We start from the raw sequence: 25,348 nt of genomic DNA, 5'->3' as shown, positions 1-25,348 counted from the left end.
GGATCCCGAATGACCACCGCTCTGAATTCCCGCGCCGCCCGGCGACTGTTCGCCGTCGCCGTGATGGTCGGCGCCGCCGCACTGCTCACCAGTTGCGCCTCGCCCACGAGTAACACCGCCGAGACGTCTGCGAAGAGCGCCGAGGCCGCGCTGCCGACGGTATCGAAGACCATTTCGCTGCCCGCCGCCGACCTCGACTGGACCGTGCTGCCCGACAGCGGTGGCGTGCAGTACGCGAACGTTCGCGGTGATCTCTCGGGCAAGGGACCCTACGAGGCCTTCGTGAAGTTCCCGGCCGGTGCCGACAACCCCTTCCACACGCACTCGAAGGACCTGCCGACCGTCGTGCTCTCCGGCACGTTCTACGCAGAGATCGACGGCAAGCGCACCGAGTACGGCCCTGGCTCGTACTACGATCTGCCGGCCGACCTGGAGCACTTCAGCGGCTGCACCGCCGCTGCCGAGTGCCTGCTCTTCCAGTACCAGTCGGATCATTTTGACCTGAACCCGGTCAAGAAGTAGCTGATCGATCGATTGACCGGCCCGGCCGGCTACCGAACGGCTTCCTTCTGCTGCGCCCCGACAGGCTCGGCGGCCTGGAACGCCTCCCGGTAGCCGGCCGGAGTCGTATCGAGCTCGGCGCGGAAGTGCTCCCGCAGGATCGCCGCGCTCGTGAATCCGCAGGCATCGGCGATCGCCTCGATCGGCAGGTCCGAGGATTCGAGGAGTTCGCGCGCGCGGATGACGCGCTGCTGGGCGACCCAGCGCGCGACCGTGGTGCCGGTCCGCTTGCGGAAGTACCGGGTGAACGTGCTCCGGCTCAGGTGGGCGCGGGTCGCGAGGGTGTCGATCGAGAGCGCCGCGTCGAGGTGGGCGATCGCCCACTCGCACGCCCGCCCCACCGGGTCGTCGGTCTCGGCGATGGTCGGCTGCTCGATGAACTGGGCCTGGCCGCCCCGGCGGTGCGGCGGGGCGACGATGCGGCGCGCGACGCGATTCGCGACCCCCTGCCCGTTCCTGGTCGCGAGTAGGTGCAGGCAGGTGTCGATCCCCGCGCTGGCCCCCGCACCGGTCAGCACCGTCTCCTCGTCGACGTACAGCGCCGCCGGGTCAAGCTTCACGAGCGGGAACCGGGCCCGGAAGGTGTCGGCCCACTTCCAGTGCGTGGTGGCGCGGTGCCCGTCGAGCACTCCTGCGTCGGCGACGGGGAACACGCCGAGGCACAGGCCGACGATCATCGCGCCGCGCTCGTGCGCTGCCCGGATCGCTGCGACCACGACGCCGGGGGCCGGGGTGCTCGGGTCGCCCCACCAGGGGACGATGACGATGTCGGCCCGTTCGAGGGCCTCGAGTCCGTGGGGCACGTCGATCGTGAACTCGGCGGACGTTCGGAGCGGGCCCGGCCGTTCCGCGCAGATCTCGATCGGCCACGGTTCCGACTCCCCGGGCGGGGACTCCGGCCCGAGCACGAGCGAGGGGACCGAGAGGTGGAACGGGCTGATGCCGTCGAAGGCGACGACTGCGACTGATGGGGCTGGCATGCGGTCTCCTCTGCGCGCGGGCCTGCTTCGACGGAAGCCGGATTCGATGATGCTTGATCCGATTCACTATGTTTCTATTACATCGGGTCGATCAGAGTAGAAACAACCTCATTCAGCTGTGAAAGGACCGACCCCATGACCGTCTCCGAAACCCTCCGAGCCGTGAATGGCTTCCCCGAGCAGCCCGCCGCGCTGCGGGACGCGACCGTGATCCTCGTCGACTACCAGAACACCTACACGACCGGTGTGATGGAGCTCGATGGCTGGGAGGCGGCGCTCGAGTCCGCTGCGGATCTGCTGCATCGTGCGCGCACCGCCGGATCGACCGTGATCCACATCATCAACGACGGGGGAGCGGGCACGCCCTACGACATTCGCGCCGAGATCGGCTCGATCCACCCGAAGGTCGCGCCGATCGATGGCGAGGCCGTGGTAGTGAAGCAGGCCCCCAACGCCTTCGTCGGCACCGAGCTGGGCGAGCTCGTCGACGCCGCGGGGCACTCGGACGTCGTGATCGCGGGCTTCATGACCCACATGTGCGTCACCTTTACCGCCGAAGGCGCCTTCCTGCGCGGCAACGCTCCGACCGTCGTCGCCAGCGCTTCGGCCACGCGTGCGCTGCCGACCGTGCTCGGCGACGTCGCGGCCGAGCAGCTGCACCGCTCGGCGCTCGCCACCATCGGCGACCTCTACGGCGTGATCGTTCCGACTCCGGCCGAACTCGCTTAGCCTGCGCGAACGAGTCAGGGCCGGAAACCGCGAATGCGGTTTCCGGCCCTGACTCGTTTTCGAGCGTCTCGCGCTAAGCGGCGCTGCGGGCCCCGGACGGTAGCTGGTACAGCGCCTCGGTGGCGAGCTCGGACGCGATCGCGTCGTTCGCCTCGATCGCGTCGGCCAGGCGACCCATCTCGCGGCGGATCTCCTCCTGATCGAAGAGCTCGACGAAGAACTCCGGTGGCACCTTGAAGAACAGGCCGGCCATCGCATCCTGATAGACGCTCTGCAGCAGGCTGTTGCCGGTGTTCTGCGACAGGCGCTCCCACATCTTCAAGATCGTGTCGCGGGCGTGCATGAGCTTGCCCGTCTCGAGGTCGTTCTGCACGCGACGCAGATCTTCGACGGCCTTGATGCGCGCCTTCTTGTCGAGGCGGGGGACCGCGAGGCGCACCACGCCGCCGAGCAGCACGCCGAGGGTCTGCATCGCCTCGAGCGCCTCCTCCTGGCGAGGGGTCGCCACTCGCGTATAGCGGTTGGGCTCCATCTCGACGAGGCCGGCGCGCGCCAGCTCATTGAGCGCGTCGCGGATGGGGGTGCGCGAGACGCCGAGCCAGTCCTGCAGCTCCTTGTCGTGCAGCGTCTCGCCGGGCTCGAGAGTGCCGTCCATGATGGCGGTGCGGAGCTGCTCCTCGACCACATCCCGGAGCAGGACCCGCTGGTTGGCGGTCTCGGTCTTCTTTACGGGAACAGGCATGCGTCTCCTTCGGCAGTGATCGACATGGGTAGTATATTGCGTTCCAGTATCCTGTTTGGATCAGGTGATTTCGAAGCTGAAACCGTAGTACGGAACGCATGGGCGCTATTCGGAACTCTAGCCTAAAATACTGAAGTCGACGAGAGGGGCGCCATGCCGATTCCTACCAGGCCGAGCACTGCACTGCCGACGCGGACGCTGTTGCGCGACACCGTGCGCGAACAGCTGAAGCAGGCGATCATGGAGGGCACCTTCGAGCCCGGGGAAACGCTGCACGACAAGGAGCTGCAGGACTGGCTCGGCGTCTCACGCACCCCGGTCCGTGACGCGCTCAACGAGCTCACCCGCATGGGCCTCGTCGAGATGGAGCCCAATCGCTTCACGCGTGTGGCCAACCCCACCGATGAAGAGACGACGACGGCGATGCAGACGCTCGGAGTCATCTACTCAGGAGTCGTGCGGATCGCCGTTCCGCGCCTGAGCGAGCGCACGGCGAAGCGCATCGCCGATCAGCTCGATCTGCTGCTCGACGCGGTCGCGCGTCGGGATCCGCTCGACATGCGCAAATACGGCTTCCCGACCTTCGGACTATTCGAGAAGGAGACCGGTAACCCGCTGCTGGTCAAGCTGTGCCGCGAGTCGGTCGACGGCCTCGCGTACAAGGTGCGCTCGCAGCGCATCATCGAGCTCTTCCCGCCCGAGGTCACCATTGAGCAGGTGCGCGACCTCGCCGAAGCGACCCGCGCGCGCGATGCGGCCTCGGCGGAAGCGGCGACCGCCGCGCTCTTCCAGCTGCCCGCGCTCTAACCGGAATCGTTCGACCGCGGCGGGTCCCGCGCTCGCCGCCGCCGCGCCGCCCGCCTACGAGACCTCCGGGCAGGTCATCCTGCCGCGGAGCGGCTCGGGCGTGGCCATCGATCCGGACCGTGACCTGGTGTACGTCGCCTCCCGTACCGAGGGGCTGGTGTACGGGCGTGACGGCGCCGACCTCACCGGCGTGCGCACCATCGCCGTGCCGAACGAGCCCTTCAACCTGGCCGTCGGCCCGACCGGGGTGCTCTACGCCTCGCAGTACACCGGGAACAACACTCAGAGATCCCTCGCCGTCGTGCTGCCCGGGGCGAGTGCACCGGCGGTCACCCTGCCGGTCGGCAAGTCCCCGATAGGGGGCACGCTCTCGCCCGACGGCAAGACGCTCTACGTCGCGAACCTGTCGGATCGCTTCATCTCGGTCTTCGACATCACGACGCCCGGTGGTCCGGTCTCGGCTGGCCAGCTCGCCACCCCGACCTTCTTCTCGGAGACCATCACCCCCTCGGCCGACGGTAGCCGGCTGTACGTGGCCGACAACAGCAGCGCAGCGCCCGTCATCGATACCGCGACCGGTGTGATCAGGTCGACGCTGCCGCTCGCCAACACCTTCTTCCAGTCCGATGATCCCGGCTTGAACTCGATGTTCGTGACGGCACCGTTCAGCGGTGCGGTCGGCATCGTCGACCGCACCACCGGCGCGCTCGCGCAAACGCTGGGCGGGATCCCGAGACCCTATTACATCGCGACCAATCCGGTCACGAACGCGAGCTACGTCACCACGTTGGCGGGCAACCAGCTGACGAAGATCACGCCGGTGGCCCCGCCCATTGAGGCGGTGGATCCGACCGACCAGACCGTGCAGGAGGGGCAGACCGCGACCTTCACCGCGGGGGTCACGAGCGGGACGCCCGACAGCGTTCGCTGGGAGCGCCGCGCCGACGCCGGCGCCGCGTGGGAGCCGATCCCGGGTGCCACCGCTGCGAGCTACACCACGCCCGCGACCGCGCTCGCCGACTCGGGATCCCAGTACCGTGCCGTCTTCTCGGTCGCGGGCCAGGAGATCACCTCGGGCCCTGCGACGCTGACCGTGCTCGAAGACACGGGTGCCGGTGCGGATCAGGACGCCAACGCGGGCTCGGGCCAGGAAGCGAACAGCGGATCGGGTTCCGATGCGGCAGCGAACGCCGCGTCCGGCGCGAACGCGAGCGCGAGCGCGAGCGCGAACGCGAGCGCGAATGCGAGCGCCGCGTCCGGCGCGAGCGCCGACTCGAATGCCGCCGCGAACGGCGGCGCCGGCGGCGGCTCGAACGGCGCGAAGCCCGGTCTCGCCGTCACGGGGGCGGCATCGGACGGCTCGGTCTGGATCCTCGGCGCCCTGCTGCTCGCGGGCTGCGCGGTGCTGTTCCTGAGCCGCGCCCGGCGGAACCGGGTCGCTCGCTGAGGTCAGACCGGTGGTCGGTGGCCGAGGGCTTCGCTCCGAGCGAGCCCTCGGCCATCCCGGCCTACTGGCTGCCGGACTTCTCGGGGTAGAGCCCGGCCGCGATCCGCTGCACCGCGTCGATGTTGCCCAGCGTGCCCGGGAACGTGTCGCTGAACGGGATCGAGATGAGGCGGTCGTTCTTCACCGCGGGCATGTCGGGGAAGGTCTTCCGTAGGTACTCCCGCGTCGCGCGTTCGTGCGCGTCGTCCGTCACCGCGAACACGAGCGCCTCCGGGCGTTTGGCCGCGAGCGCCTCCGGGGTGATCTGCGCGGCGAAGAAGTCGGCGAACGCCGGATCCTTCGGGTCGTAGAGATTCTCGGCCCCGGCGAGGCGCATGATGTCGTGCTCGACGCCGGCCCCGATCGCGGACAGCGAGGTTCCGTCGACGAAGACCTGGGCGGCCTTCGGCTTCCGTTCGCCATCGATGGTCCGCTGCACCTCGGCGAGATCCTGCTTCGCCCGGTCGGTGAGTCGGGCCGCCTCGTCCTCCGCCTGGAAGATCCGCCCCAGGTTCTGCAGGTCGACGAAGAGGTCGTCGACCGTGCCGGTCATGCGCCGGTCGAAGCAGCCGCCGGTGGCCACGTAGGCCGTGGCGCCCGCCGAAGCCAGCTGATCGATGCTGGCGAAGCCCTTCTCCGCGGTGAACTCGTAGGTGGTGGGCGAGTAGACGAAGTCCGGCGATACGGCGAGCAGATCCTCCCGGCTGGGCGGGGACGCTTCTCCGATCACGGGGATATCCGTCGCGAGCTTCGCGACGTCGTCGGGCAGCGCCAGCGAGGTGGTCTGGGCCTGGCCGACCATCCGATCCGCGACGCCGAGGCGGAGCAGCAGCTCGGTCTGCGACGGGTGGAGGCCGACCACGGCCTTCGGGGTGCTCGGCACGGTGAGGTCCCGGCCGCAGTTCTCGAGCACGATGGGGCCCGTGTTCGTCCGGGCCTGCGGCTTGTCGCTCGCCACGGCGGTGCCGCAGCCGACGAGTGCGAGCGCGAGCGCCGATGCCGAGACCGCGAGCGGGATCCGGGATCGTGCCACTCGTGATCGCGGGGTGGTGGTGCGCTGGTGCATGGTTCTCCTTGGTTATTCGTGCGCGGGAGCGCGGGTGGGCGCGGGTTCGGCGACCGGCCGGAACCTCAGGAAGCGGTGGCCGGAGGCGTCCTCCGTCGACGGGCGCGGATCGACCCCGAACACTTCTCGGACGAGCGGGGCGCACAGGATCTCGGACGGGGGCCCGAACGCGCGCAGCCTGCCCTCGTGGAGCACGGCGACGTCGTCGCAGAAGTCGGCGGCGAGCGCGAGGTCGTGCAGCGCTGCGACGACGGTGATGCCGAGTCCGCCGACGAGGCGCATGATCTCGAGCTGATGAGTGATGTCGAGGTGGTTGGTTGGTTCGTCGAGCACGAGGATCCGCCCGTCCTGCGCGAGCGCGCGAGCGAGCATCGCCCGCTGGCGTTGACCGCCGGACAGCTGCCGGAGCAGCCGCTCCGCGTGCTCCTGAAGGCCGACCGTTCGCAGGGCGCGGTCGACGGCGAGGCGGTCGACCGCCCGGTCGGGGGCGAACGCGGCCTGGTGCGGTGCCCGACCGACCATCACGGTCTCGCGCACGGTCAGGTCGAACTCGGACGGCGCGTCCTGGAGCATGACGGCGACCGTCCTCGCGAGCTGCCGGGGCGGGATCCTCACGACGTCGGCGCCGTCGATGGTGACGCGGCCCCGCGTGGGCCGGCGGGCGCCGAAGACGGTGCGCAGCAGCGTCGACTTCCCGCTGCCGTTCGGTCCGATCAGCGCGGTGACCCGGCCGGGCCGGATCCGCAGGTCGACGCCCGTCAGGACGGGGCGTCCGCCGAGGTCGACGCGGAGGCCGTGGAATTCGATGCTCATCGGTCGAACCCCGCTCGTTCGCCGCCGCGGCGCATCAGCCACAGGAAGAAGGGGGCGCCGACGAAGGCCGTGAGGACCCCGAGGGGGATCTCGGTCGGCACGGCGACGGTACGGGCGAGCAGGTCAGCGACCATCAGGAACAGTGCTCCGGCGAGCACGGTCACCGGCAGCATCCTGCGGTGGTCGGAACCGACGAGCATGCGCGCGGCATGGGGGACGACGAGCCCGACGAAGCCGATGCCGCCGCTCACCGCGACCACCACTCCGGTGAGCAGGGAGGCGATGACGAGCAGGAGCGCCCGGAGCCGGGTGGTGCGCACCCCGACGGCCAGCGCGGATTCGTCGCCCGAAAGCAGCGCGTTCATCGGTCGGGCGAGCGCCAGTGCCGCTGCGCAGGAGACCAGGAGGGCGACGGCGGGGATCGGCAACGACGACATGGTCGCGGCCGAGACGCTGCCGAGGAGGAAGAACATGATGCTCACGACGTTCTGCGCGTCCGTCGTGAGCGTGAGGTAGCTCGTGACGGCGCTGAGGAGGGACCCGAGCGCGACGCCGGCGAGGATCATCCGGGTGGGGGAGAGCTCGCCCCGACGGCGGGCGAGGAACACCACGAGGATCCCGGCCAGCATCGCGCCGAGGAAGGCGGCGCCGCTGAGCCCGAGCCCCGCGGCCGCGGCGCTTCCGCCGACGATGACGAGCACGGCGCCGACGCTCGCCCCGGAGGAGACGCCGAGGATGTAGGGCTCTGCGAGCGGGTTACGGACCACGACCTGCATGATCGCGCCGGCGAGTGCGAGGCCTGCTCCCGAGATGCCCGCGAGCAGGGCGCGGGGCAACCGGAACTGCCAGACCGCCTGATCCTGAAGCGGGGTCAGCGACCCGTCGGTCATCCACGGCATCCCCGGGATCAGGTGCCCGATCACGAGCCGTGCAGCGTCGGCGAGCCCGACCCGCACCATGCCGGTCGAACCCGAGACCACGAGGACGACGAGGATCCCGCAGGCGAGTGCGCTCAGCAGTGCGACCCGGCGGAACGCGCCGGTCCGGCGGAGTGATGAATGAGGCATGGCGGCGAGTCTAGTAGATATTGAGAATCGTTTTCATTTACGGTGTGATCGGTCGCCCGAATCCGCGTGCGATCGGCCTGCCCGCCCGCTCGAAGGAGTCCGACCGATGATGCTGGTCCCCGTTCTCTGGCGCGAGGCCCTGAGGTTCCCTCTGCCGTTCCTCCTGGCCGCGGCGCTCCAGCTCGCCGTCCTCGCCACGCACGTGCTGCAGGCGTTCGCCATCGCGTGGGCCCTGTCCGGATTCCTCCGTGGCGACGCCTCGCAACTGGTCGCCGGCGCCGTCGCGATCCTCCTCGGCGCCGCGCTCCGGATCCTGCTCGCGCGGGGCCAGGCGGCCGCGGCCGCCCGCCTCGGGGGGTGCGTCCGGAGCTCGCTGCGCCGCCGGGCGCTGATCGCGGTGCTGCGACCCGAACGGCTGCACGACGCGGCAGCGGGCGACGGTGCCGCTGCTGCCGCGATCGTCGACGGGGTGGAAGGGACTGACGCGTACGTGTCGAAGTACATTCCGGCGACCGTGCAGCTCGTGGTCGGCACCCCGATCGTGCTCCTGGTCCTCTGCTCCATCTCTCCGCTCGCGGCCGGATGTGTCGCCCTCGGAGTCCTCCTCGCGGTGCTCGGCCCGCTCGCGTGGAAGCGCGTGCTGGCGCGGCGAGGCGATGGGCAGTGGGGCGAATACGAAGCGCTGAGCGACGAGGTGCTCCACTCGCTGCGGGGCATGTCGACGCTCCGCCTGCTGGGCGACGTCGGTCGGACGCGCGAGCGCATCGCACGCCGGTCGGACGCGCTCCGGCGCACGACGGAACGAACCATGCGGGCGTCCCTCGCGGGCACGGCCGTGACCGACTTCGCGGTGCAGGGTGGGCTCGTCGCCGCCGCGTTCGTCGCCGTGGGCAGCGCGACCTCCGGCATCCCGGTACCGTTCAGGGTCTACGCCGTGCTCATGCTCTCGTCCGAAGCATTCCGACCGATCCGCGATCTGTCCCGGCACTGGCACGCCGGGTTCCTCGGCCTGACCGCCGTGCCCAGCCTGTGCGAGCTGGGCGCTTTCGGGCCCGGGCGCCCGGAGGTCGATCCGGATCCGGTGTTCCGCGTTCCCGAGACGTTGCCCGGTGGACCCCTGCGCGGAGCGGTCCTCCGGCTCGAACGCGTGTCGTACCGCTACCCCGCTGCGGATCAGGAGGTGCTGCAGGACGTGGACCTCGTCGTCGAAGGCGGCAGGCTGCACGCCATCGTCGGGCCCTCTGGCACCGGCAAGTCGACGCTGTTCGACCTGGTGCTCGGGTTCCTGACCCCCGATTCGGGTCGGATCGAACTCGACGGTCGCCCGCTCGCACCGGGCGATACCGCGGTGCTCTCCCAGCGCCCCGTGCTCTTCGCGGGCACGCTGCGCGAGAACCTCGACCCGCACGGCCGCGCATCGCAGGATGCGCTCGTCGACGCCTGCTCGCGTGCCGGGATCCTGTCCGAGATCAGCGCCCTGCCCGACGGATTCGAATCCGAAGTGACCGAGGCCGGCACGAGCCTCTCCGGCGGACAGCGCCAGCGGATCGCGCTCGCCCGGGCGCTGCTCTCCGATCGCCCCGTCCTGCTCGTCGACGAACCCACGAGCGCCCTCGATCCGGCGAGTGCGGAGACCGTGATGCGGTCGCTGCACGACGCCGCCCGGGAACGGATCGTGCTCATGACCACCCACCGGATCGAGACGCTCCACGGAATCTCGGACATCCATCTCGTCGAAGCCGGCCGGATCCGGTCGCAGGGAGGCGCCGCATGAAGACGTCGGAGGCCGTGCGCGCGTACACCCGGCTCCTGGTGGCGCTGCGATCCGAACGGGCCGGCATGATCCGGGGGTTCGCCACCGGCGCCGCGAGCGCCATCGGGCTCGCGGCGCTTTCGGCGCTCATCGCCGGAGGTGTCGGCGGCGCGCTGGTGACGCGCACCTGGCCGCCGGCCTGGTGGACCGTCGCGATCATCGTGCTGGTGCTCGTCCGCGCGTTCCTCACCTGGCACGAGATGGACGTCTCCCACGCCCTCGCGTATCGCGTGCTGGCCCGCCTCCGGGCGGCCCTGTTCGACTCCTCCGCGCGCAGCACACCGGCCCGCCGTCGGGAGCACTCGGCGCGGGGAGCCGCGGCCGTGCTGGGCGACATCGAGAAGCTCGAGTTCTTCTACGCGCACACCGTCGCGCAACTCGCGACCTCGGCGCTGGTGTTCGCGCTCTCCGCGATCGCGTCGGCGGTGCTGCTGCCCGCGGCGGCACTGGTCGTGCTGGTCGGTGGGGCGCTCGTGCTCGGATCGACCCTGCTCGGTGCGCGGGCGGCGCGTCGCCTCGGCTCCCGCGAGCAGCGGGAGCGGGAGCAACTGACGACGGGCATCGTCGACGCGCTGGGAGCGCTGCGGGAGGTGCTCGCGGCCGGGCTGGAACCCCGGGTGATCGCCGGAGCCCAGGCGACGACCCGGCGGTCGGCGCGGACCGCGGCCCGAACGGAGATGCTCGCGCAGACCGTCTCCGGGGTCCGCGAGCTCGTCGTCGCGATCGTCATCATCGGGGTGGTCCTCGCCGGAGCCGCGGCCGCGGGTCTCCTCGGCGGCGACCCGGTCTCGGCCGGGACGGCGGCGACCCTCCCCGCGCTGATCGCGATCGCAGTCGCCGGAGTCGCCGCGCTGAGCGATGCCACGGCGACCATCGGACAGCTCGGGCCCCTGGCCGCGAGCGCGCAGAACGTCGCCGCGGGATTCGACCGGCCGCGGGTCATCGGGTGGACGCGCGACGGAGAACCGCTTCCCGACGGCCCGCTCGGGATCCGGTTCAGCGCGGTGGGGTTCTCCTACGACGAGCGGACCGCCGCGATCTCCGACTGGTCCGCGACGGTCCGACCCGGCGCCCACGTCGGCCTCGCGGGCGCGTCCGGAGCCGGGAAGAGCACGCTGCTCGCCCTGGCCGGTCGTCTTTGGGATCCGGACTCGGGAGCGATCGAGCTCGTGGACGAGGCCGGGCGCGGGTATCCGCTCGATGCGATCGCCGACACGGAGCTCCGCGCCGCCGTCGGGTTCGTCGAGCAGGACGGGCACCTCTTCCCGGGGACGCTCCGCGACAATCTGCTCCGCGGGGCGGGCGCGGGCGGATGCAGCGACGCGGACCTGCGCAGCTCCCTCGCCGAGGTCGGCGCCGACGGATGGATCACGCTGGACGACGAGCTCGGCGAGCAGGGCGTCCGGCTATCCGGAGGGCAGCACGCCAGACTGCGGTTGGCGCGCGCCCTGCTCCGGCGCCCGCGGGTGCTGATCGTCGACGAGATCACCGCCAGCCTCGATCCCGATTCGGAGCGCGTGATCTCCGACGCCATCGCCCGGTTCCCCGGAACGGTGCTGGCCGCCTCCCACCGGGCGGAGACCCTGGAGCGGTTCGACGAGGTGCTCCGCCTCGATCCGACCCGCGTCGCCCGTGTCGCCCGCTCGGGCGAACCTGCGGGCGATCCTGAGGGCGATTCCGCCTAGCCTCGCTCGCGGCCGCGGGTCGATCCCGCACCGCCCAGGGAATCGAGCGCATCCTGCAGGATCCGTTCGCTCCTCGCAGCCGAGGGATCGCGCCTCAGCCAGGGCCGGAGGACGCGGGTCACCGCGGGCATCACGAGGAAGGTCATGAGGGGGACCAGCGAGGACACCAGGAGGAGGGAGCGCACGGCGATCGGCAGCTGCCCCCACCACGGCAGCTGCGTCGCGATGGAGGTCACCCCGATGTTCAGGGGGAGCATGCCGCACCAGATCGCCGTCGCCTGCTTCCAACGGGGCGGTGCCGAAGACGGAGCCGTCGCTCGCGGACGGCGCCGCTTCGAGCCGCGACCGGGCGCAGTCTGAGTCTCCGCGAACCACCCCTCCAGCCCGGTGCGCCGCTGCACATCCGCCACGCGGGCGAGGGGAGCCCCGTCCCGCGTCCACCCGTGCCACTGCTCGGAATGGTTCCACCGCTCGAGCGAGCGGCGGTCGGTGAAGGCGTACACCGTGTAGAGAACATTTTCGCGGGAGGCGTCGCGCAGCACCCCGCCTCCGAGATACCCGTCGAAGCCGCGGGCGAGCAGGAGGCCCTGATCCAGCCAGGCGAGGACCTCATCCACGCGCGTATCGACCGTTTCTCTGCGCACTGTGACGGTGACCGGAAGGCTCATGCGCACCAGTTGATCAGAGCAACGTTCGGGGGCGGTTTCGCGACGGTTTCGGGGAGGTTTCGATCTGGGCGGGCTCGGGTCCGCCCCGGCCCGAAGAGGCGCCCGTCGCAGAGCGCGTCTCCGTGTCAGGCGCCGACGAGCTCTGCGCTCCGGGTGTTGTTCGTCGCATCGACATCGCCCGGCAGATCCAAGATAGTGGAGGTGATGCTTCCGCTGTAGCTGGGATCGATGTCTGCGGCAATCGTCGCGGGGGTGTCGCCGGGCTTGAGCGCCTGGGTGGTCCGACAGGTCACCACGAGGGTCTCCGTGAAGGCTCCCCCCGTGTTCAGCGTCGTGGGCAGCGGCGACGGATCGCAGGTGAGACGGGGGTCCACCGTCCAGGTCGCGGTTCCCACGCCGCCCCCGTACACGTTGTTCTTGATCGTGAACTCGACGACCGACCCCGCAGGCACGGCGGCGGTCGAAGCAGCGCTCGGGCCGAATGATCCGGTGTAGGTGATCGACTGCACGCCGAGGTCGTCAACCGAATTGGTCAGGTCTGCCGTCACCTCGCCGTCGATGACGGTCGGCTTGGGCGTCGGAGTCGGCTCTGGGGTGGGCTGGGGCGTCGGAGTGGGGGTGGGCGTCGGCCCCGGTGTCGGCGCGGGCGTCGGTGCTGCTGTCTGAACCTTTGCCGGGGGACAGGGGGAAGCCGCAACCGCCGGCTGGGTGGCCAGGCCCGTCAAGGTCGCCGCGCCGACCAGAATCGCGGTCAGTGCGAGAGCTCCCTGAACGGCGCGCGGTGCCCGTCTGCGCAACACCAGTGCCGTGCCGAGCACGAGGGCTGCAGCCCCCGCGATCAGAAGAAAGAGATTCGGTTCGCTCCCCGTCTCCGCCAGTACACAGTCCATACGACACGCTCCTCCAGGAACAGATTTTCAAGAGAAAGAGTTGGTCGCATGCTGACGAGCATCATGCGACCCGCCGCAGGCAGCGGCAACCAGCAGAAGTACTCGTCGGAGCGACCTCTGGCAGGACCGACTTGTCGCACCGGGCGGTGGGTTCGTCCATTCTCCCCAGATGGATGACCCCGTCGCGCCTTGCGTTCGAGAGCAAGGAGCGCCTCATTATTTCATTCATCCTGGTCGACGGTGTCGCGCCGATCGCAACTCGACTTCGGCAGGGCGTTCATCGAACCGCGTGACGCGTTGGTCGATCGAATCGGCATCGCCGATGCAGCAGAAGACCCCCGCCGAAGCGGGGGTCTCTGGCCCTGGTGAGGAGTGGGCCCGGCGGGGCTCGAACCCGCGACCCGCGGATAAAAGGTCGGAGACGTAGGGCTGGCAGATAGGCGTGTTTTCGTGAGACAGACCGCGCAGCGAGTCAAGGGCCAGGGATGGGTGTTCGGCACTCCGAAGTCCGCCCGATCCACCCGCGAGGTTCCACTCCTAGACTTCAGTCTCCTCGCAGACCTCCAATCCCATTTGACGAGGCACCCCAAGCGGCACGACCCAGAGGCCCTGTTCTGGCCGGGACGTGCACCAGGGTCACGTGAGCCCGACTACGACCGAGTCCTCGACGGCTCCAGGTTCCTCCGCAACCACTTCGACCCCGCGGTGAAGCGGGCCGGGCTCCCCAAGATGCGGGTCCACGACCTCCGGCACACCGCGGCGAGTATCTGGCTCGCGGCAGGAATCACGCCCTACGAAGTGAGCCGCTGGATGGGGCACGCCAGCGTGACAACAACCGACAGCATCTACGGACACCTGTACCCGACCGACTACAACGAGCACTCGAAGAGGTTCCAGCTCTACAAAGCGCGGTCGGTCTAACAGAGACTGGGGTGGACGCCAACCATTGATGTCAGAGGTTGCTTCGTGGGCCAGATACAGCTCGAGACACGAGATCGCGGACGGGTTCCAGGAACGACACAGCGTTCGGCTTTGCATCAGAGTTGCAGGGTGTCTAGGAAGGGCCGGGCTTTGGCTGCAGGGCTCTTGGGGCGGGCCGCAGTAGGGCAGGTAGCGCGCCATACACAACTGCCAACATGGTGAGAAGCACTCCCGCGCCGAGCGGCAAGCCCAGTCCTAGGGGCTGGTCGAGGGCAGTCGCGGCCGCACTGATCCACACCGCAGCTGGCACCGCACTGAGACTTCCGCCCAAGGCGATGACCCATCTCGATGCGGCTACGCCGGGCCCAGGTATGAAGTAGCCGACAATAGCGACCAACACGCCTGTTCCCGAGATGAGTAGACAGCCATTCAGAAGAGCTTCTGTCGAAGTAGTCGAATCAGAAAGTCCACCGGCTCCCCAGTGGCTGGGAAGGGCACTGGGGAGCCGGGGTAGCCACACGGGCGCAATCCACAGCAACGCGCAGGCGGGGGCGAGGAAGGCTCCGAGACTCAGAGCCGTCCGTACTCTACGCGTCATGAGCAAGAACGCCAGCGACGGTCGAGGAAAGGCCAGAGATCCTCATGCCTTCACTCTAGTAAGACGAGCGTCGGGGTCGCCGTTCTCTGCCCTCCCAGAGCGATTTGCGGGCTGGCGTGTGAAGCGCAGGGCTTTGGTTATTGAGGGTCAGACTGAGTATCTGACTGCCGTGAGGATTGGAGCGTAATTCGAGCGCCCCGGGATGGGTTTTGGAGGGGATTGCAAGGCCCCAGCGCTGCGCTTGACGCGCTGGGGTCTTGCAATCATTGGTGGGCCCGGCGGGGCTCGAACCCGCGACCCGCGGATTAAAAGTCCGATGCTCTGCCAACTGAGCTACAGGCCCGGAACCAACTTACCCGGTCGGGGCCGCCGAGTCATATCGGGTGAGGGAGCGGCGGGACGCGGGTGATGCGGCCCTTCCCGGTCCACCCCTACACTCGGCAGCATGACCGACTCCATCGCCGTTCTGTCGCCCTGGGGTGACCTCATCCGCGCGTCGACGACGCTCACCACCGGCGAGGTGCTGCTGCACGACTGGGTCACCTCGATGCCGGATCCGAGCTCCGCGGATGGCGGATCGGGTGCGCCCGAGATCATGGTGCGCGCGACGGAGCCGGGGGCGGTCGCCGCGCTGGTTCCGCGGATCGCCGCGTTGCTGGGGCGCCCGGAGACCGTGCGGCGGGCGACGGACGCCGTCGCGACCGAGTTCAGCGAGGAGGTTCCCACCGCGGAGGAGCTCGCCGAGGCCGCCGAGGACCTCGTGCTGCAGACCGTCGAGGCGTGGCCGGACGGCGACGTGGTGCTGCACCTCGAGGATTCCTGCGAGGAGCACTTCGCCCCGGGCTACTGGCCGGCGGTCCGGTTCGACTCCGCCGACGCGATCGTGGAGGTCACGGTCGAGGCGTGACGGGCCCTCGGCGCGCCAGCGGCGGGGAGGCAGCCTCGAGATGTCATTTCCAGACCCCTGTCGGCATATGATCGACTGGCGCCCGACGCTCGCGGCGCACCCCCCCCCCATCATCGAACGAATTGGTATCCGCTATGTCGTATCCGCAGCAGCCCGTCGATCCGAGCCAGCCCCAGGCCCAGCAGCCGGCCCAGGCGCCGCTCCCGCAGCAGCCCTACCAGCCGCCGCAGGCTCCCCAGAAGAAGGCCATCACGGCGATGCGCCAGGGCGTCATCTCGATCATCACGGGCGGCGTCTCGCTCTTCCTCTTCCCGGCGATCCTCGGCACGATCGGCTTCATCGTCGGCATCTCGGCCATCGTGCTCTCGATCAAGGAGATGAACGCGGGGGCGAAGAATCCGGCGCCGCTGATCCTCGGGATCCTCGGCACCATCATGGGCGGGTTCGGAGTCGGAGCGGCGCTCCTGCTCCAGTTCGCCCGATAGGGCTCGCGGTGCCGGTGATCCGGTACTCGGGGCCGATCCGCGAGATCGGATTCGCCCCTAGCGTCGAAGGGTGACCGTGCAGATCCCGTCGACCCGAACGACCCGAGCGCGCCGAGCGCTGACCGCCGCCGCCGCGCTCGCCCTCGCCGCTGCGCTGGCGATCATCTGGGCGGGGCGGCTCCTCATCGAGCGACCCGTCTACGTCAGCGAGCTGGGGGCGGAGGAGCCGACCGCCCGGTGGTTCAAGTACGCCCTGCTGCTGATCGTGTTCGGGGGTCTGGTCGTCGCCTGGTCGGCGAGGGGCGTCCGCCTGCGGCGATGGGACGCGATGCTCCTGCGGCCGGCGGCGCTACTCGCGATATCCTCCGCCTGCTTCTTCGTCGCCTCCCAGGAGCCCTGCACTTCCGGGTGCCCGATCCCGTTCGCGGACGAGATCCGCTGGCAGGATCTCGTGCACACGTCCTCGGCGGTGGTCGCCTTCGGGGCTGCGGCGCTGGCGATGCTCGCCGTCGCGGGCAGCGACGCGGACCGGTCCCTGCGACACGGATCGCTGGCGGCCGCCGGCTCGGTGGCGGTGATCGCCGCGACCGGGGGGATCTTCTCGCTGCTGCGGTTCCGCACCGACATCGGCGGCCTTCTCGAGTTCGTCGCGACCTCGATCGGGGTGCTCTGGCTGCTGTGGTTCGGGCTGCGGGTTCAGTCGCGTTCCGGCCACAGGCGCTCGACCGCGTCGAGCACGTCGGCGTAGACGGCGTCGGGGTCCACTGCGGGCGGAGCGACGCAGGCGAACTCGAGGCTGACCGCTCCGTGCACGTGCGCCCACACCGTGAGGGCGGCGGCGAGCGGGTCCTCGGCTCCGCGCGCGGCGAGGGCGGCGATCAGCGGATCGAGCGCGTCCATCGCGCCCTCGCCCTCGTAGGAGGCGAGTGCGCCGCCGAACATTAGGCGGTAGAGCGAAGGGTGCTCGTGCGCCCAGGCGCGGTAGGCCAGGCCGAGCGCGTGCAGGCCGCCGGGTTCGGCCGCCCGCTGCGCGGACGCGAACGACGCGAAGCCGTCGGCGATGACCGCGCCCAGCAGCTCGTCCTTGCCGCCGAAGAGCGCGTACACCGCCGAGGTCGATGTGCCCGCGGTTCGCGCGACCTCGCGCAGCGAGACGCGATCCGGGCCGTCGGCGGCGACCGAATCGGCGGTGGCGGCCAGCAGTCGTGCGCGCGTGGCCTCGTCGTAACTGGTGGGTCTGGACATGGTCCGATCCTAGCGTTACATTGTTATATAACACCGTTACGGAGGGTCGATCATGAGCAACGCAGTCTTTCCCGGGCGCTACACCGCGGTCGTCGACGGCGAGACCGTCACCGTGTTCCTCATCGGCATGCGGGCCAACCGCTGGTGGCGGATCGGGCGGGTGCTGCGGGTCGCCCGCCGCATGCCGCCGATGCTGAGCCACCTGTCGACGCATCCCGACGCCGGGCTGCTCGGGTTCCAGCAGTGGCTCGGCCGCACCACGATCCTGGTGTCGTACTGGCGCAGCCCCGAGCACCTCCAGCGCTTCGCCGCCGATCGTGACGCGCCGCACCTGCAGCCCTGGCGGGACTTCCAGAAGAACTTCAGCGGCAGCGGCGACGTCGGCGTCTGGCACGAGACCTACCAGGTGCCGGCGCGCGACAGCGAGACCGTCTACAGCGACATGCCGCTCTTCGGGCTCGCCGCCGCGACCGCGCACGCCCCGGTCGGGCCGGGGACGAGTACGGCGCGGCAGCGGCTGGGGCGCTGAGACTACCCCTGCACCGCGGCGAAGCGGCGCTGCACGTCCTCCCAGTTGACGATGTTCCAGAACGCGTTCACGTAGTCGGCCCGCACGTTCGCGTAGTCGAGGTAGTAGGCGTGCTCCCAGACGTCGAGCTGCAGCAGCGGCGTGACGCCCATGGGGGCGTTGCCCTGCTGGTCGAAGAGCTGGAAGATCACCGGCCGCTTGCCGAGCTCGTCCCACGCGAGCACCGACCAGCCGGATCCCTGCACGCCGAGCGCGGTCGCCGTGAAATGGGCACGGAACCGCTCGATCGATCCGAAGTGCTCGCCGAGCGCCTCGGCGAGGGCGCCCTCGGGGTCGCCGCCGCCGTTCGGCGACAGGTTCTCCCAGAAGATGCTGTGGTTGAGGTGCCCGCCGAGGTTGAACGCGAGGTCCTTCTCGAGCTTGTTGACGTTCGCCAGGTCGCCGCTCTCGCGGGCGTCGGCGAGCTGCGCGAGCGCGGTGTTCGCGCCGGTCACGTAGGCCTGGTGGTGCTTGGAGTGGTGCAGTTCCATGATCCGCGCCGAGATGTGCGGCTCGAGGGCGCTGTAGTCGTAGGGCAGGTCGGGGAGGGTGTATTCGGGCATTGCGATTCCTTTTCTGTCGACCGCGACGGGTGGCCGCGGTGGGTCGGGGTGCGCGTCGGACGCGCGGGTCAGAGCTCCGATCCGGCGTTCCGGAAGGTGCGATCGAGGTAGATCATCGGCTCGGTCGTCGGTACCGGATCCCCGGTGAGGATCTCGACCACCTCCGCGACGACGAGCATCGAGGAACCGACCGGGACCTGCTGGAAGCTGCGGCTGCGGAGCGCGACCCGGGCGCTCCCGAGGTGGGGTTCGCCGGTGTCGAGCGTGCGCCAGCCCTGCGCGGCGGTGAAGCGCTCGCCGCCGGTCACCGCGAACTCCCGGGCGAGCGGCGCGTGCCGGGCGTCGAGGAGGTGGACCAGGAACGACTCCGCCGAGAGGATCCGCCCGGCGCTGCCGGTGGTGCGCGTGACCGAGAAGACGAGGGCCGCGGGATCGACGGCGACGGAGGCGACGCTGGAGGCGGTGAGCCCGACCGGCCCGTCCGGGGTCGCCGCGGTGATGAGGGCGATACCGGCCGGATGCTCGCGGAAGGCGGCCTTGAAGTCGGTCGCGAGGTCGGTTGCGGTGCGGGTCATCGGGCGTTCTCCAGTGCTGCTGCGGGGTCGGGGGTCGAGGGGGTCTCGTCGGGAGTCGGGCCGGACGCCGCCGCGCAACGGAGCAGCTCGGTCCGGTCGGCGATCTTGGTGCGCTCGCGTTCGCGGATCGCGCCCAGGGTCCGTTCGGCGGCGTCGACCCGCAGCCATCCCGCCCAATCGACTCGGGTGTCGACGCGCGAGAGGAGCGCCTCGCGTTCGGCCGCGAGCACACCTCCGACGCCGGGCACGGAGCGGGAACCGTCGGATTCGAGATCGGCGAACAGGCTCGCGACGGTCTCCGCGGCGTCCGACTTGGTCGATCCGATGAGGCCGACCGGCCCGCGGCGGATCCAGCCGGTGGCGTACAGCCCGGGGATCGGTGCGCCGCTCGGGTCCAGCACGCGTCCGTCGGCCTCGGGAATCCGCCCGAGTGCCTCGTCGAACGGCACGCCGGGGACGGGCGAGGAACGGTAGCCGATGGTGCGGTAGACCGCCCCGACCTCGTGACGGACGGTCTCGCCCGTGCCGGAGTACCGCCCGAGCGCATCGGGACGGGTGCGCTCCACCTCGACGGCGGTGACGCGATCCGGGCCAATGAGCCGCGCGGGCTGCTGCCCGAAGTGCAGGTGCACCCGCCGCGAGGCGGTGCGGTCGGCGGGATCGATCGCGGCCCACTCCCGCAGCGTCTCGACGATCAGGCGCCGCTGCGTGAACTGCGCGATCATGCGCTCGGTGTGCTCGTCGGGTCCGACCTCGGCGGGATCCACGATCACGTCGACGTCGTGCCGGGTGCCGAGCTCGCGCAGCTCCAGCGGCGAGAACCGCACGTCGGCGGGGCCGCGCCGGATCAGCAGGTGCAGATCGCGGAGCGGGTTCTGCGCGAAGGCGGTCTCGACGTGGTCGGGGATGTCGGTGTGCGCCAGGTGCTCGGCATGGGTGATGAGCATGCGGGCGACATCGAGCGCCACGTTGCCGGCACCGATCACCGCGACCGACTCGGCGTCGAGCGGCCACTCGGGCGCCGCGTCGGGATGGCCGTCGTACCAGGCGACGAAGTCGGCGCCGCCGAAGGATCCGGGCAGTTCGGCGCCGGGGATCCCGAGATCGGCGTCGCGGTCGGCGCCGGTGGCGAGCACGACCGCGTCGTACGCCTCGCGGAGCTCGTCGATCGTGAGGTCCGTGCCGATCTCGACGTTGCCGTGCAGCCGGATGCCGGGATGCTCGAGCACGCGATGCAGCGCGTCCTGGATCTTCTTGATCCGGGGATGGTCGGGCGAGACCCCGTAGCGCACGAGGCCGTAGGGGGCGGGGAGCTTCTCGAACAGGTCGATGCGCGCCCCGGGGTCGCGGGCGAGGATCAGGTCGGCGGCGTAGACGCCGGCCGGGCCGGCGCCGACGATGGCGACCGCGACGCCCCGTGCCGCCGGATCGGGGGAGATGCTCGTCATGCCAGGGCCTCCTGCGGGGGCAACGCGGCCACGATCGGGTGATCGCCCGGGATGGGGCCGGTGCGGGTCGCGCCGCCCGGTGCGCCGATCTCGTCGAAGAACTCGACGTTGGCCCGGTAGTAGTCGGCCCAGACCTCGGGCAGGTCGTCCTCGTAGTAGATCGCCTCGACGGGACAGACGGGCTCGCAGGCGCCGCAGTCGACGCACTCGTCGGGGTGGATGTACAGCATCCGGTCCCCCTCGTAGATGCAGTCGACGGGGCACTCGTCGACGCAGGCGCGGTCCTTGAGGTCCACGCACGGCAGCGCGATCACGTAGGTCACGCGCACCTCCTTCGTTCGGCATCGGGTCCCGGAACCGGCCCCGCTCCGGTAGGCTAAAACCTCAAGTCGGCTTGAGGTCAAATCGAAGGAGTGGGCGATGGTCGCGGAGCGCATGCACAGTCCCGAGGAACTGCTGAGCGTCGGCGAGATGAGCCGGCGCACCGGCGTGCCGGTCTCCTCTCTGCACTACTACGAGGGGCTCGGTCTGATCGCCTCGCAGCGCACCGCGGGCAACCAGCGCCGGTATCCGCGCCACATGCTGCGCCGCGTCGCGCTCATCTCGGTGGCGAAGCGGCTCGGGATCCCGCTCGACGACGTGCGCGACGCCTTCGCGGACGTGCCGCTCTCGACCATGCCGAGCCACGAGGACTGGCAGCGGGCCTCGCGCCAGTGGAAGAAGACGCTCGAGCAGCGTCGACGAGGGATCGAGCGGCTCGAACAGGAGCTGACCGGCTGCATCGGTTGCGGCTGCCTGTCGATGAAGGCCTGCAATCTGCTGAACCCCGACGACGAGCTCGGCGAGACCGGCACCGGCGCGCGACGGGTTCCGGTGTAGGTCGAGCCGCCGATACGATCGGGGGCATGGCACCGGAGCGGAGACGACAGTCGCGACCGATCATCGTCGTCGGAGCCGGGATCGTGGGCGCCGCGATCGCGAGCCACCTGGCCCGCGAGGACCGCCCCGTCGTCGTGCTCGACGGTGCTCGACCGGGCAGCGGCGCGACCCGCGACTCGTTCGCGTGGGTCGGGCTCGCGAAGAACCGCGCCGACGTCTTCGCGGATCCGCTGCGGCAGCTCGGGGCCGAGGAGTTCGAACGCCTCGTGCAGGACCTGCCTGAACCCGTCGGCCTGCGACGGTCGGGGGCGATCACCTGGGAGGACACGGTCGCGCAGACCCGAGCCTTCGTCGCGGCCCACCGCGCCCGCGGGCACGCCGTCGAGCTGCTGAGCGCCGCGGCCGCGCTCGAACGGGAACCCGCGCTGCGCTGGGCGCCGGACGTCGTGGCCTTCGCGCCGGACGACGGAGGGGTCGACCCCGTCGCCCTCACCCGGGCCATGCTCCGCGATGCCGAAGCGCACTGCGCGGAGATCCGGCTCGAGGAACCCGTCGGATCCGTGCTCGTCGAAGGAGGACGCGCGGTCGGCGTCGAAACTTCCGCCGGCGAGGTGCGCGGATCGACGGTCGTGCTGGCCGCCGGAACCGCGATCCCGGCGCTCGCCGCGACCGCCGGCGTGCGTGCCGAGGTCGAGCGCTCCCCGTGCGCGCTGATCCGGTTCCGGACTCCGGAGCCGCTGGTGCGCGGGATCCTCTCGACCCCGGACTTCGAGATCCGGCAGCTCGACGACACGACGCTGATCGCCGCCGAGGACGTGCCGCCCGGGTTCGACGGCGACCCGCGCGAACTCGTCGAGCCGACGCTGCGCGCGATCCGCGAGGAACTGCGCGGCGGGGACCGGGTCGAGCTGATCGATGCGGTCATCGCGGATCGACCGATCCCTGCGGGCGGTCGGCTGCTCGGTTTCGCCGACGGGATCGACGGGCTCTATCTGGCCGCGGTCCACCCGGCGATCATGCTCGCGGGCGCGATCGGTGCGCGCGCCGCGCGCGACCTCGCCTGAGCGCTCGGGGGAGCAGCGATTTCCTGACTTCAGTCAGGATCGTGTTAGCATCTCCCAACCCGCGCCCGCCAGAGGCGTACGCATCCCCCCTCGGAGCCCGCACATGAACTCGAACGACTGCGTTCTCGCCGCGACCGGAACAGGCCTCCCGCTCGGGCCGATCCTGCTGATCGCCGCACTCCTGCTCGTGGTGGGCGCCATCGTGCTGCTCGCGGTATCGAAGCGCACCCGCGCCGCGCTCGCGACGCTCGCGGTCGGCGCGCTCCTCGTCGGCGCCCTGGGAATGCCGGCCGAGCCCGCGCAGGCCGCGAGCGGTTCGGATTCCTGTGCGAAGCCGACGCCGACCACGCCGATCGACCCGGATCCCAAGCCGACGCCGCCCCCGACCCCGACCCCGACGAAGAAGTTCCCCGACCTCGCGGCCTCGACCGTGTTCCCCAAGGGGGAGCTGGCGGTCGGGTCCGAGGAGTCGATCGTCGCCACCGTGCGCAACGTGGGATCGACGGCCACCACCGCGCCCATCGAAGTCGACATCGCGCTCTCGCCGATGTCGTCGTTCGGGCTCGTGTTCGATCACGCGGCCACCAGTGTGACCATCGACGGGGCGATCATCTCGGTGAGCAACCCCGTGGTGTCGGTGAGTGGGACGGGAACGGCGACCGATCCCTTCGTCCTGCGCATCGACGCGGTGCTCGCCCCGGACGCAGCGATCTCGGTCGCGATCGGTGTGCGCGTGCCGCGAGCGGCGGCCGGAGCGGCGGGCTCCGTCGACATGCTCATCGAGAAGGGTACGGGCGGCGGAGAACGCCCGGCGACGAACAACCTCGCGACGGCGCTGCTGCGCGCGGCGGCCGTGGCGCCCGCCTGCACGGCGATCAACGACAAGTCCCCGACTCTCGACAGCGACGGTGACGGCGTCGTCGACGCCTGCGATCTCGACAGCGACAACGACGGAATCCTCGATACCGAGGAGGACGGTGACCGGAACGGCAAGTTCGAGGACGATGACGCGGAGGGCGACCTCCTGCTGACGCCGGTGCTCGGCGACGGGGTACCCGGATACCTGGACCTCGATTCCGACAACGACGGGATTCTCGACCTGATGGAGGGGCGCCCGTTCACGCGTGCGCAGGTCGCCGCGTTCGACGCGGACCGCAACGGCGTGTTCGATGCGGGCCAGGCGTTCGGTGCGAACGGACTGCTGGATGCGCTGGAGACCTCGCCCGATTCCGGTACGCTGCGGCCCGAGTTCGCTCCGGTGCGCAACACGGACGGCGATGACAAGCCCGACTTCCTCGACATCGCGAGCAACGGCACCGATTTGGATCTCTACGTCATCGGTCGAGCCGGTCTCGATACGATCGGCGGTGGATTCGTCTCGCCCGGTCTCGACGCGGACAGGGACGGGATCCAGGGCGAGACCCCGGGCGGGATCGATACCGATCTCGTGAACCGGGGCGCCCCGGGGTCGCCCTACTCGCCCTATTCGAGCTGAGCCGCTGTCTCGGTTCCGGTCTCGACCGGCGGCAGGAACGCCGCCGCGATCCAGGTGGTGATCGGCATCGCGAGCACGAGGCCGATGCTGCCGCAGAGGGTGCGGACGATCTCGGTCACCAGGTCGTCGCCGGTCAACGTCGAGAGCAGCGGCCGGTCGGTCAGTGCGAGCAGGATCAGGACCCCGAGGGATGCGCCGGCGTAGGCGAACACGATCGTGTAGACGGTCGAGGCGATGTGGTCGCGGCCGATGCGCATCGCCCGCTTCGCGATCTCGCCGCGTCCGAGATGCGGGGCCGCCGCGCGCAGCTCCCAGACCGCGGAGGCCTGGGTGATGGTGACGTCGTTCAGCACCCCGAGCCCCGCGATGATGATCGCGCAGGTCAGCATGCCCCGGAAATCGATGCTCCCGGCGACGCCCGAGAGGCGCGCTGCGGCCTCGTCGCCGAGCCCGCTGAGCCGCGTCGCCTGCACCGCGAGGGTCGAGATCCCCGCGGTGATGAGGATCCCGCACAGCGTCCCGATGAGCGCGGCCGTGGTGCGCAGGTTGGGGCCGTGCACCGGGTAGAGGATGATGAACACGATCGCGAAGGAGCCGACGATGCCCACCAGTGCACCGGGTGCACCGGTCACGATGGCGGGCAGGACGAAGGCGAGGATCACGCCCCCGCTGAGCGCGAGCGCCCCGAGGGCGAGCAGGCCGCGCAGGCGCCCGACGGCGAGCAGCACCACGAGGAACAGTGCTGCGAGCACGACGAGGGCGAGTCCGCGATGGATCCCCGAGATGCTGTAGCTGTAGCGCTCGGACGCTGCTCCGTCGGGGGCGCGCGGGTCACCCGCGGGCGGTTCCGCGCGCGGCGCCCCGAGCAGTTCGACGGTGTCGCGCGGTTGGAGTCCCGACGATGCGAGCGAGCCGCGGGCCGGGACGTCGATCACCCGGCCGGTGTCCGGCCCGGAGGTGATGCCGATCCCGAATGTGAGGCAGGAGCGGTCGGGATCGGCCCCGGGTGTCGCGGCACCGGTCCGCGGCTGCGTCCCGTCGCCGCAGCCGGTGTCGACGCTGACGACCTCGCCCTCGACGAAGATGGTGCCCGGCCCCGCGAACGGCACCCGCTCGATCACCTTGGCCGCTTCGCCCGCGTTCGGCCAGAGCAGCGCGAGTCCGAGGCCGGTGAGGAGCGCCACCGCGAGCAGCAGCGGGAGCGCGACCCGGACGGCGGTGCGGGAGTGCTCGAGACCCGTCGGCGGTCGTCCGTGGCCGTGCGCGTGCTTGTCCATAATGATTCTCATTATG

Annotated in this window: 27 protein-coding genes and 1 tRNA gene; 14 read left to right on the top strand and 14 right to left on the bottom strand. The window is 70.4% G+C overall.

Going from position 1 to position 25,348, the window contains the following annotated elements:
• Window positions 1–9 precede the first annotated feature (9 nt).
• Entirely contained in the window at window positions 10–522 is a 513-nt protein-coding gene (locus tag ABD169_RS15370) for a cupin domain-containing protein (RefSeq protein WP_344033497.1), read from the top strand.
• A gap of 29 nt (window positions 523–551) precedes the next feature.
• Here ABD169_RS15370 and ABD169_RS15365 read toward each other — a convergent pair whose 3' ends face one another.
• Complete coding sequence (locus ABD169_RS15365; RefSeq protein ID WP_344033496.1) at window positions 552–1,541, bottom strand: GlxA family transcriptional regulator; 990 nt, start codon at window positions 1,539–1,541, stop codon at window positions 552–554.
• A 135-nt stretch (window positions 1,542–1,676) separates the two neighbouring features.
• On the opposite strand from ABD169_RS15365, the gene ABD169_RS15360 reads away from it, so the two are divergent.
• Complete coding sequence (locus ABD169_RS15360) at window positions 1,677–2,270, top strand: cysteine hydrolase family protein (RefSeq protein WP_344033495.1); 594 nt, start codon at window positions 1,677–1,679, stop codon at window positions 2,268–2,270.
• A 73-nt stretch (window positions 2,271–2,343) separates the two neighbouring features.
• Here ABD169_RS15360 and ABD169_RS15355 read toward each other — a convergent pair whose 3' ends face one another.
• Window positions 2,344–3,012, bottom strand: a complete 669-nt coding sequence (locus tag ABD169_RS15355) for a GntR family transcriptional regulator (protein WP_344033494.1) — start codon at window positions 3,010–3,012, stop codon at window positions 2,344–2,346.
• A gap of 153 nt (window positions 3,013–3,165) precedes the next feature.
• Between ABD169_RS15355 and ABD169_RS15350 the strand changes: the two genes are divergently transcribed.
• Window positions 3,166–3,819 (top strand): GntR family transcriptional regulator, encoded by a 654-nt coding sequence (locus tag ABD169_RS15350; RefSeq protein ID WP_344033493.1) that lies wholly within the window; start codon window positions 3,166–3,168, stop codon window positions 3,817–3,819.
• Between the two features lie 100 nt (window positions 3,820–3,919).
• The gene (locus ABD169_RS15345; RefSeq protein ID WP_344033492.1) at window positions 3,920–5,266 is read left to right on the top strand and encodes a YncE family protein; all 1,347 of its coding nucleotides are present in this window, start codon (window positions 3,920–3,922) and stop codon (window positions 5,264–5,266) included.
• Between the two features lie 61 nt (window positions 5,267–5,327).
• Here the strand turns inward: ABD169_RS15345 and ABD169_RS15340 are convergent, their stop codons facing one another.
• The 3 genes from ABD169_RS15340 to ABD169_RS15330 are packed head-to-tail and all read right to left on the bottom strand — an operon-like array spanning window position 5,328 to window position 8,251.
• Window positions 5,328–6,371: an ABC transporter substrate-binding protein gene (locus ABD169_RS15340; RefSeq protein ID WP_344033491.1), complete on the bottom strand. Its 1,044-nt coding sequence runs from the start codon at window positions 6,369–6,371 to the stop codon at window positions 5,328–5,330.
• A gap of 12 nt (window positions 6,372–6,383) precedes the next feature.
• On the bottom strand, window positions 6,384–7,184 hold the full coding sequence (locus ABD169_RS15335) for an ABC transporter ATP-binding protein (protein WP_344033490.1): 801 nt from the start codon (window positions 7,182–7,184) through the stop codon (window positions 6,384–6,386).
• Window positions 7,181–8,251: a FecCD family ABC transporter permease gene (locus ABD169_RS15330; protein WP_344033489.1), complete on the bottom strand. Its 1,071-nt coding sequence runs from the start codon at window positions 8,249–8,251 to the stop codon at window positions 7,181–7,183. The genes ABD169_RS15335 and ABD169_RS15330 overlap by 4 nt, the downstream gene beginning before the upstream one ends.
• Before the next feature lie 106 nt (window positions 8,252–8,357).
• On the opposite strand from ABD169_RS15330, the gene ABD169_RS15325 reads away from it, so the two are divergent.
• Window positions 8,358–10,025 carry an ABC transporter ATP-binding protein/permease gene (locus ABD169_RS15325; protein WP_344033488.1) on the top strand — a complete coding sequence of 556 codons (1,668 nt, stop codon included), beginning with the start codon at window positions 8,358–8,360 and terminating at the stop codon, window positions 10,023–10,025.
• Window positions 10,022–11,749: an ATP-binding cassette domain-containing protein gene (locus ABD169_RS15320; protein ID WP_344033487.1), complete on the top strand. Its 1,728-nt coding sequence runs from the start codon at window positions 10,022–10,024 to the stop codon at window positions 11,747–11,749. The genes ABD169_RS15325 and ABD169_RS15320 overlap by 4 nt, the downstream gene beginning before the upstream one ends.
• Here the strand turns inward: ABD169_RS15320 and ABD169_RS15315 are convergent.
• Both ABD169_RS15315 and ABD169_RS15310 read right to left on the bottom strand, forming a co-directional pair.
• Window positions 11,746–12,417, bottom strand: coding sequence for a putative antibiotic biosynthesis monooxygenase (locus ABD169_RS15315; RefSeq protein ID WP_344033486.1), 672 nt, complete (start codon window positions 12,415–12,417; stop codon window positions 11,746–11,748). The genes ABD169_RS15320 and ABD169_RS15315 overlap by 4 nt on opposite strands.
• A 125-nt stretch (window positions 12,418–12,542) precedes the next feature.
• Window positions 12,543–13,307, bottom strand: a complete 765-nt coding sequence (locus ABD169_RS15310; RefSeq protein ID WP_344033485.1) for an LPXTG cell wall anchor domain-containing protein — start codon at window positions 13,305–13,307, stop codon at window positions 12,543–12,545.
• A gap of 450 nt (window positions 13,308–13,757) precedes the next feature.
• On the opposite strand from ABD169_RS15310, the gene ABD169_RS15305 reads away from it, so the two are divergent.
• A complete protein-coding gene (locus ABD169_RS15305; protein WP_425560981.1) occupies window positions 13,758–14,228 on the top strand; it encodes a site-specific integrase in 471 nt (156 codons plus the stop codon).
• Between the two features lie 865 nt (window positions 14,229–15,093).
• Here ABD169_RS15305 and ABD169_RS15300 read toward each other — a convergent pair.
• Window positions 15,094–15,169 (bottom strand) — tRNA-Lys (locus ABD169_RS15300).
• Between the two features lie 102 nt (window positions 15,170–15,271).
• Between ABD169_RS15300 and ABD169_RS15295 the strand changes: the two genes are divergently transcribed.
• The 3 genes from ABD169_RS15295 to ABD169_RS15285 all read left to right on the top strand — a co-directional run bounded on the left by ABD169_RS15295 (window position 15,272) and on the right by ABD169_RS15285 (window position 16,966).
• Window positions 15,272–15,733: a hypothetical protein gene (locus ABD169_RS15295; RefSeq protein ID WP_344033484.1), complete on the top strand. Its 462-nt coding sequence runs from the start codon at window positions 15,272–15,274 to the stop codon at window positions 15,731–15,733.
• 134 nt (window positions 15,734–15,867) lie between these two features.
• Window positions 15,868–16,218, top strand: a complete 351-nt coding sequence (locus tag ABD169_RS15290; protein ID WP_344033483.1) for a hypothetical protein — start codon at window positions 15,868–15,870, stop codon at window positions 16,216–16,218.
• Between the two features lie 70 nt (window positions 16,219–16,288).
• Window positions 16,289–16,966: a DUF998 domain-containing protein gene (locus ABD169_RS15285; protein WP_344033482.1), complete on the top strand. Its 678-nt coding sequence runs from the start codon at window positions 16,289–16,291 to the stop codon at window positions 16,964–16,966.
• On the opposite strand, the gene ABD169_RS15280 is transcribed toward ABD169_RS15285, so the two are convergent.
• Entirely contained in the window at window positions 16,915–17,463 is a 549-nt protein-coding gene (locus tag ABD169_RS15280; protein ID WP_046456283.1) for a TetR/AcrR family transcriptional regulator, read from the bottom strand. The two genes, ABD169_RS15285 and ABD169_RS15280, sit on opposite strands and share 52 nt — an antisense overlap.
• Window positions 17,464–17,515: 52 nt before the next feature.
• Here ABD169_RS15280 and ABD169_RS15275 point away from each other — a divergent pair, with 52 nt between their 5' ends.
• A complete protein-coding gene (locus ABD169_RS15275; RefSeq protein WP_046456284.1) occupies window positions 17,516–17,992 on the top strand; it encodes a DUF4188 domain-containing protein in 477 nt (158 codons plus the stop codon).
• Window positions 17,993–17,994: 2 nt separating this feature from the next.
• On the opposite strand, the gene ABD169_RS15270 is transcribed toward ABD169_RS15275, so the two are convergent.
• From ABD169_RS15270 to fdxA, 4 genes are all read right to left on the bottom strand, one after another.
• Entirely contained in the window at window positions 17,995–18,594 is a 600-nt protein-coding gene (locus ABD169_RS15270) for a superoxide dismutase (protein WP_046456285.1), read from the bottom strand.
• 68 nt (window positions 18,595–18,662) lie between these two features.
• Window positions 18,663–19,169 carry a flavin reductase family protein gene (locus ABD169_RS15265; protein WP_344033481.1) on the bottom strand — a complete coding sequence of 169 codons (507 nt, stop codon included), beginning with the start codon at window positions 19,167–19,169 and terminating at the stop codon, window positions 18,663–18,665.
• Window positions 19,166–20,617 carry an FAD-dependent oxidoreductase gene (locus ABD169_RS15260; protein ID WP_344033480.1) on the bottom strand — a complete coding sequence of 484 codons (1,452 nt, stop codon included), beginning with the start codon at window positions 20,615–20,617 and terminating at the stop codon, window positions 19,166–19,168. The genes ABD169_RS15265 and ABD169_RS15260 overlap by 4 nt, the downstream gene beginning before the upstream one ends.
• A complete protein-coding gene (gene fdxA / locus ABD169_RS15255) occupies window positions 20,614–20,940 on the bottom strand; it encodes a ferredoxin (protein WP_344033479.1) in 327 nt (108 codons plus the stop codon). The genes ABD169_RS15260 and fdxA overlap by 4 nt, the downstream gene beginning before the upstream one ends.
• 97 nt (window positions 20,941–21,037) lie before the next feature.
• Here fdxA and soxR point away from each other — a divergent pair, with 97 nt between their 5' ends.
• The 3 genes from soxR to ABD169_RS15240 all read left to right on the top strand — a co-directional run bounded on the left by soxR (window position 21,038) and on the right by ABD169_RS15240 (window position 24,055).
• Window positions 21,038–21,496, top strand: a complete 459-nt coding sequence (gene soxR / locus ABD169_RS15250; RefSeq protein ID WP_046456289.1) for a redox-sensitive transcriptional activator SoxR — start codon at window positions 21,038–21,040, stop codon at window positions 21,494–21,496.
• 26 nt (window positions 21,497–21,522) lie between these two features.
• Window positions 21,523–22,560: an NAD(P)/FAD-dependent oxidoreductase gene (locus tag ABD169_RS15245; protein ID WP_344033477.1), complete on the top strand. Its 1,038-nt coding sequence runs from the start codon at window positions 21,523–21,525 to the stop codon at window positions 22,558–22,560.
• A 103-nt stretch (window positions 22,561–22,663) separates the two neighbouring features.
• Window positions 22,664–24,055 carry a thrombospondin type 3 repeat-containing protein gene (locus ABD169_RS15240; RefSeq protein WP_344033476.1) on the top strand — a complete coding sequence of 464 codons (1,392 nt, stop codon included), beginning with the start codon at window positions 22,664–22,666 and terminating at the stop codon, window positions 24,053–24,055.
• Here the strand turns inward: ABD169_RS15240 and ABD169_RS15235 are convergent.
• Window positions 24,043–25,332 (bottom strand): YibE/F family protein, encoded by a 1,290-nt coding sequence (locus tag ABD169_RS15235; RefSeq protein WP_344033475.1) that lies wholly within the window; start codon window positions 25,330–25,332, stop codon window positions 24,043–24,045. The genes ABD169_RS15240 and ABD169_RS15235 overlap by 13 nt on opposite strands.
• Window positions 25,333–25,348 lie beyond the last annotated feature (16 nt).

The organism is Leucobacter iarius, assembly GCF_039530105.1.
Classification (GTDB): Bacteria; Actinomycetota; Actinomycetes; order Actinomycetales; family Microbacteriaceae; genus Leucobacter; species Leucobacter iarius.
Note: the sequence above shows the minus strand (reverse complement) of the source record. Positions and strands in the feature narration are given on the sequence as shown.

What these genes read in the sequence shown, in the direction of transcription:
- ABD169_RS15370 (WP_344033497.1), top strand. Translation starts at nt 10, where the DNA reads ATGACCACCGCTCTGAATTCCCGCGCCGCCCGGCGACTGTTCGCCGTC.
- ABD169_RS15365 (WP_344033496.1), bottom strand. Translation starts at nt 1,541, where the DNA reads ATGCCAGCCCCATCAGTCGCAGTCGTCGCCTTCGACGGCATCAGCCCG.
- ABD169_RS15360 (WP_344033495.1), top strand. Translation starts at nt 1,677, where the DNA reads ATGACCGTCTCCGAAACCCTCCGAGCCGTGAATGGCTTCCCCGAGCAG.
- ABD169_RS15355 (WP_344033494.1), bottom strand. Translation starts at nt 3,012, where the DNA reads ATGCCTGTTCCCGTAAAGAAGACCGAGACCGCCAACCAGCGGGTCCTG.
- ABD169_RS15350 (WP_344033493.1), top strand. Translation starts at nt 3,166, where the DNA reads ATGCCGATTCCTACCAGGCCGAGCACTGCACTGCCGACGCGGACGCTG.
- ABD169_RS15340 (WP_344033491.1), bottom strand. Translation starts at nt 6,371, where the DNA reads ATGCACCAGCGCACCACCACCCCGCGATCACGAGTGGCACGATCCCGG.
- ABD169_RS15335 (WP_344033490.1), bottom strand. Translation starts at nt 7,184, where the DNA reads ATGAGCATCGAATTCCACGGCCTCCGCGTCGACCTCGGCGGACGCCCC.
- ABD169_RS15330 (WP_344033489.1), bottom strand. Translation starts at nt 8,251, where the DNA reads ATGCCTCATTCATCACTCCGCCGGACCGGCGCGTTCCGCCGGGTCGCA.
- ABD169_RS15325 (WP_344033488.1), top strand. Translation starts at nt 8,358, where the DNA reads ATGATGCTGGTCCCCGTTCTCTGGCGCGAGGCCCTGAGGTTCCCTCTG.
- ABD169_RS15320 (WP_344033487.1), top strand. Translation starts at nt 10,022, where the DNA reads ATGAAGACGTCGGAGGCCGTGCGCGCGTACACCCGGCTCCTGGTGGCG.
- ABD169_RS15315 (WP_344033486.1), bottom strand. Translation starts at nt 12,417, where the DNA reads ATGAGCCTTCCGGTCACCGTCACAGTGCGCAGAGAAACGGTCGATACG.
- ABD169_RS15310 (WP_344033485.1), bottom strand. Translation starts at nt 13,307, where the DNA reads ATGGACTGTGTACTGGCGGAGACGGGGAGCGAACCGAATCTCTTTCTT.
- ABD169_RS15295 (WP_344033484.1), top strand. Translation starts at nt 15,272, where the DNA reads ATGACCGACTCCATCGCCGTTCTGTCGCCCTGGGGTGACCTCATCCGC.
- ABD169_RS15290 (WP_344033483.1), top strand. Translation starts at nt 15,868, where the DNA reads ATGTCGTATCCGCAGCAGCCCGTCGATCCGAGCCAGCCCCAGGCCCAG.
- ABD169_RS15280 (WP_046456283.1), bottom strand. Translation starts at nt 17,463, where the DNA reads ATGTCCAGACCCACCAGTTACGACGAGGCCACGCGCGCACGACTGCTG.
- ABD169_RS15275 (WP_046456284.1), top strand. Translation starts at nt 17,516, where the DNA reads ATGAGCAACGCAGTCTTTCCCGGGCGCTACACCGCGGTCGTCGACGGC.
- ABD169_RS15270 (WP_046456285.1), bottom strand. Translation starts at nt 18,594, where the DNA reads ATGCCCGAATACACCCTCCCCGACCTGCCCTACGACTACAGCGCCCTC.
- ABD169_RS15265 (WP_344033481.1), bottom strand. Translation starts at nt 19,169, where the DNA reads ATGACCCGCACCGCAACCGACCTCGCGACCGACTTCAAGGCCGCCTTC.
- ABD169_RS15260 (WP_344033480.1), bottom strand. Translation starts at nt 20,617, where the DNA reads ATGACGAGCATCTCCCCCGATCCGGCGGCACGGGGCGTCGCGGTCGCC.
- soxR (WP_046456289.1), top strand. Translation starts at nt 21,038, where the DNA reads ATGGTCGCGGAGCGCATGCACAGTCCCGAGGAACTGCTGAGCGTCGGC.
- ABD169_RS15245 (WP_344033477.1), top strand. Translation starts at nt 21,523, where the DNA reads ATGGCACCGGAGCGGAGACGACAGTCGCGACCGATCATCGTCGTCGGA.
- ABD169_RS15240 (WP_344033476.1), top strand. Translation starts at nt 22,664, where the DNA reads ATGAACTCGAACGACTGCGTTCTCGCCGCGACCGGAACAGGCCTCCCG.
- ABD169_RS15235 (WP_344033475.1), bottom strand. Translation starts at nt 25,332, where the DNA reads ATGGACAAGCACGCGCACGGCCACGGACGACCGCCGACGGGTCTCGAG.